The organism is Pseudomonas donghuensis (genome assembly GCF_000259195.1).
Taxonomy (GTDB): domain Bacteria; phylum Pseudomonadota; class Gammaproteobacteria; order Pseudomonadales; family Pseudomonadaceae; genus Aquipseudomonas; species Aquipseudomonas donghuensis.
In genome coordinates, this window is record NZ_JH650763.1 from 32,879 (window position 1) to 43,931 (window position 11,053).

General features: G+C 62.0%; 10 protein-coding genes and 1 pseudogene. 3 read left to right on the plus strand and 8 right to left on the minus strand.

Translation table 11 applies throughout. The features are described 5' to 3' along the window. Positions 1 to 70 precede the first annotated feature (70 nt). The 6 genes from UW3_RS0111570 to UW3_RS0111595 all read right to left on the minus strand — a co-directional run bounded on the left by UW3_RS0111570 (position 71) and on the right by UW3_RS0111595 (position 5,600). Positions 71 to 847: an N-acetylmuramoyl-L-alanine amidase gene (locus UW3_RS0111570; RefSeq protein ID WP_010222614.1), complete on the minus strand. Its 777-nt coding sequence runs from the start codon at positions 845 to 847 to the stop codon at positions 71 to 73. A gap of 62 nt (positions 848 to 909) precedes the next feature. Then, positions 910 to 2,955 carry a GGDEF domain-containing protein gene (locus UW3_RS0111575; RefSeq protein WP_010222615.1) on the minus strand — a complete coding sequence of 682 codons (2,046 nt, stop codon included), beginning with the start codon at positions 2,953 to 2,955 and terminating at the stop codon, positions 910 to 912. A gap of 27 nt (positions 2,956 to 2,982) precedes the next feature. After that, complete coding sequence (locus UW3_RS0111580) at positions 2,983 to 3,837, minus strand: endonuclease/exonuclease/phosphatase family protein (RefSeq protein ID WP_010222616.1); 855 nt, start codon at positions 3,835 to 3,837, stop codon at positions 2,983 to 2,985. 12 nt (positions 3,838 to 3,849) lie between these two features. After that, a complete protein-coding gene (gene dsbA / locus UW3_RS0111585; RefSeq protein WP_010222617.1) occupies positions 3,850 to 4,479 on the minus strand; it encodes a thiol:disulfide interchange protein DsbA in 630 nt (209 codons plus the stop codon). A 167-nt stretch (positions 4,480 to 4,646) separates the two neighbouring features. Then, positions 4,647 to 5,264, minus strand: coding sequence for a c-type cytochrome (locus UW3_RS0111590; protein WP_010222618.1), 618 nt, complete (start codon positions 5,262 to 5,264; stop codon positions 4,647 to 4,649). Positions 5,265 to 5,297: 33 nt separating this feature from the next. Next, on the minus strand, positions 5,298 to 5,600 hold the full coding sequence (locus tag UW3_RS0111595; RefSeq protein ID WP_010222619.1) for a c-type cytochrome: 303 nt from the start codon (positions 5,598 to 5,600) through the stop codon (positions 5,298 to 5,300). 193 nt (positions 5,601 to 5,793) lie between these two features. Between UW3_RS0111595 and yihA the strand changes: the two genes are divergently transcribed. Then, a complete protein-coding gene (gene yihA / locus UW3_RS0111600) occupies positions 5,794 to 6,426 on the plus strand; it encodes a ribosome biogenesis GTP-binding protein YihA/YsxC (RefSeq protein ID WP_010222620.1) in 633 nt (210 codons plus the stop codon). A gap of 301 nt (positions 6,427 to 6,727) precedes the next feature. Here yihA and polA read toward each other — a convergent pair whose 3' ends face one another. Continuing rightward, positions 6,728 to 9,490 carry a DNA polymerase I gene (polA, locus tag UW3_RS0111605; protein ID WP_010222621.1) on the minus strand — a complete coding sequence of 921 codons (2,763 nt, stop codon included), beginning with the start codon at positions 9,488 to 9,490 and terminating at the stop codon, positions 6,728 to 6,730. Between the two features lie 74 nt (positions 9,491 to 9,564). Between polA and UW3_RS0111610 the strand changes: the two genes are divergently transcribed. Beyond that, entirely contained in the window at positions 9,565 to 9,852 is a 288-nt protein-coding gene (locus tag UW3_RS0111610) for a DUF2782 domain-containing protein (RefSeq protein WP_010222622.1), read from the plus strand. 64 nt (positions 9,853 to 9,916) lie between these two features. Beyond that, positions 9,917 to 10,867, plus strand: coding sequence for a homoserine kinase (locus UW3_RS0111615; RefSeq protein ID WP_010222623.1), 951 nt, complete (start codon positions 9,917 to 9,919; stop codon positions 10,865 to 10,867). A 63-nt stretch (positions 10,868 to 10,930) separates the two neighbouring features. Here the strand turns inward: UW3_RS0111615 and UW3_RS29465 are convergent. Further along, a pseudogene (locus UW3_RS29465) lies at positions 10,931 to 11,053 on the minus strand (zinc ABC transporter substrate-binding protein); the annotation flags it as partial.

Here is an 11,053-nt window from a genome sequence, read left to right on the forward strand (position 1 = left end):
ATTATCCAGTTGAATACCAAGAGGTATAGCAACTGCCAATCAAGTCAGCCTGCCCGTTGGGCAGTGGGTGTCAACGACGGCCGTTGAGCACCTGCAACATGGCGGCCGTCTGGGCATCCGGCACGCCATCGAATCGCTGCGGGCGAAAGCGCATCTGAAAGGCCGCCAGCACATGTTTGGTGCTGACATCGTACTCGCCAGTCTGCTCGATGGCATAGCCAAAGCGCTTCAACTGCTGCTGGTACCAGGTGATGCTCGGCGGGTTGATGCTGAAGTATGCCTGCTGCTGAGCCACAGCTTGTGCGTTCGGCCAGACCCCAAGACCTGCATCCGCCAGGCGCTTCCAGGGGAACATCGGGCCGGGGTCGAGTTTGCGCAGCGGCGCGATATCACTGTGGCCGATGATGTAGCGGGGCTTGATGTTGTTGCGCTTGACGATGTCCTTGAGCAGGACGATCAGCGCCTGCACCTGCGCCTCGGTATACGGGTGCCAGATCCGGCCGGTTGGCGTATCGGTAAAGCCCGGGTTGACGATCTCGATGCCGATGGAGGTGGAGTTGAGCCAGGTGCGGCCATCCCACTGACTGTCGCCGGCATGCCAGGCGCGGCGGCTCTCGTCGACCAGTTGATAGACGGTCGCCGGTGAGTCGCCGATCAGGTAATGGCTGCTGACCTCGCCATGGGTCAGCAATTTCAGCGAACGCTCGAGCGAAGCGTTGGTGTAGTGCAGGACGACGAACTGGATACGTTCATCCTGGTTGACCGAAGTATGGCTGCGATCGATTCGCAAGCCGGTGGCGCAACCTGCCAGCGTCAGCAGCAGGAGGGCAGTGAAAAACGCTTTCATGGAGAGGGCACTGTGGTGAGAAATTGCAAAGCGTAAGCTTAACGTATCCTCGCTATTGCCACTCAGCCCTGTTCAACACGATTTCGACCAAGATGTTTCGCCCGGTACAGCGCCTCGTCCGCGCGCTTGAGCACCACCTCGCTACGCTCACCGCTGCGAAATGCACTGATGCCAATGGACAGGGTAATGGTCACCCGCTCGCCCTTGAAGTGGAAAGGGCAGGCCTCGATGGCCGCGCGCAGGGTTTCCGCCAACTGGCAGCCAGCAGGCATGGCCGTCTGCGGGATCAGCAGAACAAACTCCTCACCACCGAAGCGGGCGATGAAATCACGACTGCGCAGGCGTTTGCGCAGTACGCTGGCGACTATCTTCAGCACTTTATCGCCTGCCAGGTGGCCGTAACTGTCATTGATACGCTTGAAGTGGTCGAGATCGAGAATCGCCATCAATAGATGGCCGCCGTTCTCCTGCCATTCCAGCACTTCCTGATCGACCCGCTCTGACCAGGCCGCACGGTTGGGCAAGCCGGTGAGGGGGTCGATGAGGGCTTTCTGGCGCTGCTCCTCAAGGTGCTCGCGGTAGCCCAGGGCTTCCTGCTCCATGCTTGCCACCCGCTCGGCCAAGCCTTGCAGGCGGTTGGCCATGTCCTGTTCGCGCTGGTCACGCTGCTGCTGGTGCTCGTCCATGGTGCCGAGCAAGCCTTCAAGGCGGTTTTCCAGAATGTGCTTGAGACTGCCCAGGTCGGCAGCGCCCTGCACACTGCTTTGCAAACCGTCGACCTGCTCACGCAACTGGCTGTCGAGGTCGCGCGCCGCCGAGGTGTTGTCGGCATGGCCTTCGCTGGCTTCGTGCAGGTGGCTCTGGAACGACTCCAGACGCTCATTGAGTTGCTGCAGGTAGACTTCGAACTCGTGCTGGCCGCTGTCGTTGATTGCCAGCATCAGCACGGCCAGGTCATCCAGCACCGGCAGCAGTTCATACCAGTTCAGGCCGTGCTCCAGGCGTTCGCGCATGGACTGCGCCTGGGCCTTGTGGCGTTCGGGCAGGGTCAGGTCGTCGAGCAAGCCGAGCAGGGTATCTTCAATATGGTCGGCGACTGAGCTGTAGGTGGGCTCGGTGCCATCGGGCAGGGCGTAGTGGGCGTGCTCATCGTCCAGAGGCCCGGCTTCAACAGGCTCGGCTTCTGGCCGGTCGGCCTGCGGCTCGTCGGGGCTGTGTTCGAGTAACGCCAGGACATCCTGCTCAGAGTCCAGAGCATCGGGCTCGACCGGCGCTGCTGGCTCGGCTGCAGTTGCAGGCGCTGTTGGCAGCTCTGCAACCGGCTCAGGCTCGGGTGCAGGTGCAGGTGCAGGTGCAGGTGCAAGCTGCGGTGCTTCGATAACGTCAGCCTCGACCCTTGCAGGCTCGATCGTCTCGGGCCCAATCGCTCGAGCCGTCGGCAAGGGCTGAAGCTCATCGACGTCGGCGAGTTCATGCGCGGCCGTCTCGACAACAGCGTGCAGCATGGGCGCAGGCTGCTCTCTGGCCTCAGCTACAACCGCTGCTGTCCCTGTGAGCGCCGGCTGCATGGCTTCTGCTTCTGCTTCCCGACCACCGAACAGACGCTGCAACAAACCAGGCCGCTGCGCCTCTTCAGGCCGCTCCATTGCCGACAGCGCCTGGCCCTGCAGTCCGCTCAACTCGCCCAGCAGCAGGGGCATTTCCCGGGAATGGCTGGCGCGGGCCTCGACCTGCTTGGCAAATTTTTTCAGCGGACGGCTGACTTCGCTGGGCAACGGCAGGGTCTGCAACTGGCTGACCAACGCGTTGAGGGCGGTGGTGACCTGGACGACACGGGTTGCCCGGCGCTGCTCGGAATCGAGCACGGCCTTTTCCAGGCGTGGAATCAGACCGGCAAGTGCGGCGTCCATGTTGTCGGTGCGGATCACCTCGCGCATTTCCTTCATGCACAAGTCCACCGCCCGGTCGCTGCCTTCAGCGGCCAGGGTGCTGCGCACAAGACCACGGCGCAACAGGTCGAGACGAGCCTCCCAACGGCGCTCCAGCTTCTCTTGCTGCTCGATACTCTTGAGGTATTTTTCTTTCCAGCGCTGGGCTTCGTCGGTCATGCCTGGGTCCGCAGAGGGTAATGGCAATTAGCTCAAAGCGGGCAGCGTATCCACAGCAAGGGCATCAGGCAAACGAATCTCAACTGCGACCGGAAGATGATCGGAAATAGGCTGGGCCAGAACCTCGACCCGCTCCAGGGTCAGGCTCGGGCTGAGCAGAATATGATCAAGGCAGCGCTGCGGTCGCCAACTGGGGAAGGTGGCTTGAACCTGGGGTGCAATCAGGCCCAGATCGCGTAGCGGCGAATGTTCGAGCAGGTCGCGGGCATGGGTGTTCATGTCCCCCATCAGCACCTGGTGGCGATAGCCGCCAATCAGTTCGCGAATGTAGGCAAGCTGCCGGGCGCGGGTCTTGGAACCCAATGCCAGGTGCATCATCACCACGACCAGTGCGTCTTCACCTTCGCCGAAGCGCACCAGGATCGCCCCGCGGCCAGCCGGGCCGGGCAACGGGTGATCTTCGAGCAGGTGCGGCTTCAGGCGGCTGAGCACGCCATTACTGTGCTGGGCCAGGCGCCCGAGGTTGCGGTTGAGCTGCTGATACCAGTAAGGGAAGGCGCCAAGCTGAGCCAGATGCTCGACCTGGTTGATGTAGCCCGAACGCAAGCTGCCGCCATCGGCCTCCTGCAGGGCGACCAGGTCGAAGTCGGCGAGCAGGTCGCCGATCCTCTGCAGGTTGCCGGCCCGTCCGGTGTGCGGCAGCAGGTGCTGCCAGCCACGGGTCAGGTAATGGCGGTAACGCTCGGTGCTGATGCCAACCTGGATATTGAAACTGAGCAGCCGCAGCCGGCCGTCATCTGGCAGGCTGTTGGCCTGCAGGTGATGTTCGTTGACCTGCGGATCATGCAGGCCAACGCCACGCTCGGTTCTCCAGCGGCGCATGGCTGGCGCCGCTTACTTAGCGGCGCGCTCCTTGGCGATCAGGTAGTCAGCAACGTTCAACACCCCTTGCGGCCCCTTGGCGGTGCCAAGGTCGAAGCGGTACTTGCCGTTGACGACCATGCTCGGTACGCCAGTGATCTCGTACTTCTTGGCCAGTTCGCGCGCCTGGTTGACCTGGCCCTTGATGGCGAAGGAGTTGAAGGTGGAGAGGAACTTGTCCTTGTCGACGCCTTGGGTCGCAAGGAAGTCGGCCATTTCTTCCGGCTTGGTCAGGCGCTTGCGCTGAACCTGAATGGCTTCGAACACTGCGGCATGAACCTTGTGCTCAACACCCATGGCCTCGAGCGTCAGGAACATCTGGCCGTGGGCATCCCAAGGGCCGCCGAACATGGCCGGTACGCGCTTGAAGTTGACGTCCTTCGGCAGTTTTTCGACCCATGGATTGACCACCGGCTCGAAGCTATAGCAGTGCGGGCAGCCGTACCAGAACAGCTCGACCACTTCGATCTTGCCAGGTACCGACACCGGAACCGGGTTGCTCAGCTCGGTATACTGGTCAGAGGCTACCGGTTCGGCGGCCTGGGCCGTCATGCCGAAGAGGCTGGCAGTGACCAGCGCGGCGCCGAGAATCAGATTACGCATGCTTTACTCCTGAGCAGTCTATTGAATCGCCTTGACGCGACCGGTCATAGGACAGGTCGAGGCAGGCCCGAGTTCGTTAGTGTAACGGCAGCGGGCACAAAAAAGGGCAGCCGAAGCCACCCTTTTCATCTTTGCGCCGCAGTATTAACCCAGCGTTAAAGCGCGGATCAATGCAGACCCTGGATGTAGCTGGACAGCGCTTCGATGTCCTTGTTGCTCAACTTGGCAGCGATGGTGCGCATGGTGGTGGCGTCGCCATCGTTGGTACGGTTGCCTTCGCGGAAGTCGGTCAGCTGTTTGGCCACGTAGGTGGAGTGCTGGCCACCCAGGTGCGGGAAGCCGGCCAGGGCAATGCCAGCGCCATTAGGCGAGTGGCAACCGGTGCAGGCCGGCAGGCCTTTTTCGACGTCACCGCCGTTGAACAGCGCGCGGCCACGTTCGACCAGCTTCGGATCAGCGGCGCCGACGCTGCCTTTCTGACTGGAGAAGTAGGTGGCGATATCCGCCAGGTCCTGGTCGCTGAAAGCGGCCAGCATGCCGGTCATCTCCAGCACGGTGCGCTTGCCCGACTTGATGTCGTGCAATTGTTTTTCCAGGTACTTCTCACCCTGGCCTGCAAGTTTCGGGAAGTTCGGCGCCAGGCTATTGCCGTCCGGATTGTGACAAGCGCCACATACAGCAGTTTTGGCCTGACCAGCAGCGGCATCCCCTTTGATAGGCTCTGCGGCATTGGCTGCACCGGTGATGCCCAAGGTCAACAGCAGACTCACGAGTAGTTTGTTCATCAGCTAATCCAACTACGGCTAAGGGTGAAAGAGTTATGTATCGGGACTCCGGCTCATCCACTGGATGACTGCCTGGTAGTCCTCGGCACTGCAGTCCATGCACAATCCACGCATTGGCATAGCCTTGAAACCCTGGGTGACATGCACCACCAGCATCTCCATACCCTTCGCCAGTCTTGGCTCCCAAGCCGCACGATCACCCGCTTTCGGTGCCTGTGGCAGCTGCCCGGCATGACAAGCCGCACACGTGCGGTTGTACAACGCCTCGGGATCCTGTGTAGCCTGAGCGCTGAATAACGGTATCAAGACACCGACAACAAGCAGCCATTTCGTCATGCGAACGACCTTTCAGGGTTGGGGGCTGCACTGCGTTCTAATGCGCAAGCTTGAATCCGATGCCCCCGTGCACATCCTCCTACGCTGGGATAATGCGCACACAAAATCTGGGGCATTATATACTCCCGTTACTGAAACGGAAACGACACCGCTTGCCGAGCCCGTCTCTGGCAACGCCCATACCGGATATCCCATGCAAGTCAAAAACCCCATCCTCGGCCTCTGCCAACAGGCCAAATTCGCCATCAGTGCTGCCAAGGTCGACCAGTGTCCGCCCGATCAGGGCTATGAAGTAGCCTTTGCCGGCCGCTCCAACGCTGGCAAGTCCAGCGCCCTGAACACCCTGACCCACGCCAGCCTGGCGCGGACCTCGAAAACCCCGGGGCGCACCCAGCTGTTGAACTTCTTCAGTCTGGACGATGAACGGCGTTTGGTCGACTTGCCAGGCTACGGTTATGCCAAGGTACCCATCCCGCTCAAGCAGCACTGGCAGCGCCACCTGGAGGCCTACCTGGGCAGCCGCGAGGCCTTGAAGGGCTTGATCCTGATGATGGACGTGCGCCATCCGATGACCGACTTCGACATGATGATGCTCGACTGGTCGCGCGCCTCGGGCATGCCGATGCACATCCTGCTGACCAAGGCCGACAAGCTGACCTTCGGCGCAGCCAAGAACACCTTGCTCAAAGTGCAGGCGGAAATTCGCAAAGGGTGGGGCGACAGCGTCTCGATCCAACTGTTCTCGGCACCCAAGCGCCAGGGCCTGGAAGAGGCCTACGGGGTGCTCGCACGCTGGATGGAACTGCCGGACAAGCCTGCGGAATAAGGGCCGCCCGGTAAACGCCGGGCAAAAAAAACCCCGGACTTCGTATGGGGAGGGGGAAGTTCGGGGTTCAAGTTCCGGACCGCTAGGGCGGGGTCCAGAGATCTGCCAACACTTAACACAACATAGGAGCATCGAAGGGCTTCACCAGCCATTCAGATACTCTGAGTCGCCGTTCACCGGTTTAGTTCCGGGCGTTTAAAAACTATTTGCGATAGATGGGAAATTTCCGGCAATAGCAGCATCAGGCCGCCAAAAAGCCGCGACGATATGCCGCAGCTTTTCCCCGAATTTCAGCGCATTTTTAGTGCGCTTCGTCCCAATTTGCCCCCACTCCGACCTCAACCAGCAGCGGAACATCCAACTGGGCAGCGCCGCTCATGTGTGGACGAATTTGCTCACGCACCTGCTCGACCAGGTCTTCGCGCACCTCCAGCACCAGTTCGTCGTGTACCTGGAGGATCACCCGGGCATCCAGGCCCGAAGCAGTCAGCCAGTTGTCCACAGCGACCATGGCGCGCTTGATGATATCGGCGGCAGTGCCCTGCATCGGCGCGTTGATTGCAGTGCGCTCGGCGCCTTTGCGCAGGGCCGGGTTCTTGGCGTTGATCTCCGGCAGGTACAAGCGCCGGCCAAACAGGGTCTCGACATAGCCTTGCTCGGCAGCCTGGGCGCGGGTGCGTTCCATGTAGGCCAGTACGCCTGGGTAGCGGGCGAAGTAACGATCGATGTAGGCCTGGGACTGTTTGCGGTCGACGCCGATCTGCTTGGCCAGGCCAAAGGCGCTCATGCCGTAGATCAGGCCGAAGTTGATGGCCTTGGCGCTACGCCGCTGGTCGGTAGTGACCTGTTCCAGCTCAACGCCGAACACTTCGGCAGCGGTGGCGCGGTGCACGTCCAGGTCGTTGCGAAAGGCGTGCAGCAGGCCTTCGTCCTGGGCCAGGTGGGCCATGATCCGCAGCTCGATCTGCGAATAGTCCGCCGCCAGCAGTTTGTAGCCCGGTGCGGCGACAAAGGCCTGACGGATGCGCCGGCCTTCGGCGGTGCGGATCGGAATGTTCTGCAGGTTCGGGTCGCTGGACGACAGGCGTCCGGTCGCCGCCACCGCCTGATGGTAGGAGGTGTGGATCCGCCCGGTGCGCGGGTTGATCTGTTCCGGCAGGCGATCGGTGTAGGTGCTCTTGAGCTTGCTCAGGGAGCGGTACTGCATCAGCACCTTGGGCAGCGGGAAGTCCATGTCGGCCAGTTCCGCCAGCACCGCTTCGGCGGTGGAAGCCTGGCCCTTGGCGGTCTTGTTGAGCACAGGCATGCCCAGCTTGTCGTAGAGGATCACGCCCAACTGCTTGGGCGAACCGAGGTTGAACTCCTCACCGGCGATCTCGAATGCCTGGCGCTCCAGCTCGAGCATCTTCTCGCCCAGCTCCACGCTCTGCACGCCCAGCAGTTTGGCATCGACCAGCGCGCCCTGGCGCTCGATCTTGGCCAGCACCGGCACCAGCGGCATTTCGATGTCGCTGAGCACCGCTTGCAGGCTCGGAATCAGCGCAAGCTTCTGCTGCAGGGTCTGGTGCAGGCGCAGGGTGACGTCGGCGTCTTCGGCGGCATAAGGGCCGGCCTGCTCCAGGGTGATCTGGTCGAAGGTCAGCTGCTTGGCACCTTTGCCGGCGATGTCGGTAAAGCCGATGGTGGTGTGGTTCAGGTACTTGAGCGCCAGGCTGTCCATGTCATGACGGGTGGCAGTGGAGTCGAGCACGTAGGACTCGAGCATGGTGTCGTAGGCCACGCCCTGCATCTGGATGCCGTTGGCAAAGTCCCCACCGATGGCGCAGTTGGCCAGGATGTTCATGTCATACTTGGCGTTCTGCGCCACCTTGACCTTGGCCGGGTCTTCCAGCAACGGCTTGAGCGCCAGCAACACGCTGTCGCGATCGAGCTGCTCGGGCACCCCCATGTAGGAATGGGTCAGCGGCACGTAAGCGCCTTCATGGGCCTGAACGGCGAACGACACACCCACCAGTTGCGCCTGCTGGGCATCGAGGCCAGTGGTTTCGGTGTCGAACGCGAACAGCGGTGCCTGGCGCAGCTTCTCCAGCCAGGCATCGAATCGGGCCTGGTCGAGGATGGTTTCGTACTGGGCCTCGACCACTTCCTGCGGCGCTTGGACCGCGACGTCCTGGCCAGCGCGCTTGGCATCGCGCTGAACTTCGTCGATCCAGCTCTTGAATTCCATTTCGGTGTACAGCGCCAGCAGCGCGTCACGGTCCGGCTCGCCGCAGACCAGCGCTTCGACTTCAACGTCCAGCGGCACGTCGATCTTGATGGTGGCCAGCTCATAGGACAGAAACGCCGCGTCACGGTGCTCTTCAAGCTTCGCCGGCAGGGTCTTGGCGCCGCGAATGGCCAGCGCCGGAACCTTGTCGAGGTTCTGGTACAGGTCGCTCAGGCCCCCGCCGATTCCGGTCAGCAGGCCCACCGCAGTCTTTTCGCCCACCCCCGGCACGCCCGGGATGTTGTCGACCTTGTCGCCCATCAGGGCAAGGAAATCGATGATGTGTTCAGGACCGACGCCGAATTTCTCGTGTACGCCAGCCACGTCGAGCACGCTACCGGTCATGGTGTTGACCAGCGTAATGTGGCCGTCGACCAACTGCGCCATGTCCTTGTCGCCCGTGGAGATGATCACCGGACGCCCGGCGGCGGCGCTGCTGCGGGCCAGAGTGCCGATAACGTCGTCGGCTTCCACGCCTTCGACACACAGCAGCGGGTAGCCCAGGGCACGCACGCTGGCGTGCAGCGGCTCGATCTGCACCCGCAGGTCGTCGGGCATGCTCGGCCGGTTGGCCTTGTACTCGGCGAACATTTCGTCGCGAAAGGTGCCGCCCTTGGCGTCGAAGACCACCGCGAACAGGCTGTCCGGATACTGCTTGCGCAGGCTCTTGAGCATGTTCAGCACGCCCTTGACCGCGCCGGTCGGCAGGCCCTTGGAGGTAGTCAGTGGTGGCAGCGCGTGAAAGGCGCGGTACAGGTACGAGGAACCGTCCACCAGGACGAGGGGAGCTTGGCTCATGAGCAGAATCAACCTTTTCGACGGGCCCGGCGCTAGAATGTCCGGAACATTGACGACAAAGGGACAAGGTTATCATGCGTACACTAAATCGCCTGTTGCTGCTCAGCCTGTTGGCAGTCACTCCGGTCGTCACAATGGCAGCGGATGACGCGCCGTCGGCTGATCCGGATGTAACCATTCGCACGGAAGGCGACAAAACCATCCAGGAATACCGGCAAAATGGCTTCCTGTATGCAATCAAGGTGACCCCGAAAAACGGCAAACCTTACTTCCTGGTACGCGCTGATGGCTCGGAGGGCAATTTCATCCGCTCCGACCAACCGGACATGCTGATCCCGTCGTGGAAAATCTTCGAGTGGTAGGCCGTACCCTTTACATCAACCTGGCACTTCCCTGCTGAAGTGCCCGTATGGGCAATTTTTGATCATGTCAGTCTTCACCCCCCTGACCCGGCCTGAGCTGGAAACCTTTCTGGCACCGTACGGCCTGGGCCGCCTGCGGGACTTCCAGGGCATTGCCGCCGGTACCGAGAACAGCAACTTCTTTGTCAGCCTGGAACAGGGGGAGTACGTGCTGACGCTGGTCGAACGCGGGCCGATCCAGGACCTGCCGTTCTTCATCGAGCTCCTCGATGTGCTGCATGAGGCCGACCTGCCGGTGCCCTACGCCTTGCGTGGCAACGACGGCGTGGCCCTGCGCGAGCTGGCCGGCAAGCCTGCGCTGCTGCAGCCACGGCTGCCGGGCAAGCACATCAAGACCGCCAACAACCAGCACTGCGTGCAAGTGGGTGAGCTGCTCGGGCACCTGCACCTGGCCACCCGCGACAGAGTGCTGGAGCGCAAGACCGACCGCGGCCTGGACTGGATGCTGGAAACCGGTGCCGAGCTGATGCCGCGCCTGAATGCCGAACAACGCCAGTTGCTGCAGGCGTGCCTGGACGAAATCGTCGAGCACAAGGCGCAGATCATGGCCCTGCCACGGGCCAACCTGCACGCGGACCTGTTCCGCGACAATGTGCTGTTCGAAGGCACCCACCTGACCGGCCTGATCGACTTCTACAACGCCTGCTCGGGGCCGATGCTCTACGACCTGGCGATCACCCTGAACGACTGGTGCTGCGATGACGCCGGGATCATCGACGGCCCGCGGGCACGGGCGCTGCTGGGGGCTTATGCGGCGCTGCGGCCGTTCACCGCGGCGGAGGCACACCTGTGGCCGGTGATGCTGCGCATTGCTTGCGTGCGCTTCTGGTTGTCGCGCTTGATTGCCGCTGAATCATTTGCCGGGATGGACGTACTGATTCACGACCCGGCTGACTTCGAAGTGCGCCTGGCGGCACGCCAGCAGGTGGAGATTGCATTGCCGTTTGCGATTTGAAGCATCGCGGGGCAAGCCCGCTCCTACAATAGGTTGGAGCGGGTTTACCCCGCGATCAGGGCGTCACAACTTCTCCAGACACCCCGCCAGATCATTGCCCAGCGTCTCCAGCAACTGCTCATACCCCCGGGCACTGGCCGGCGCCGTCCCGCCCAATGCATCCAGCTCCGCCAGCGTCACCGGCAG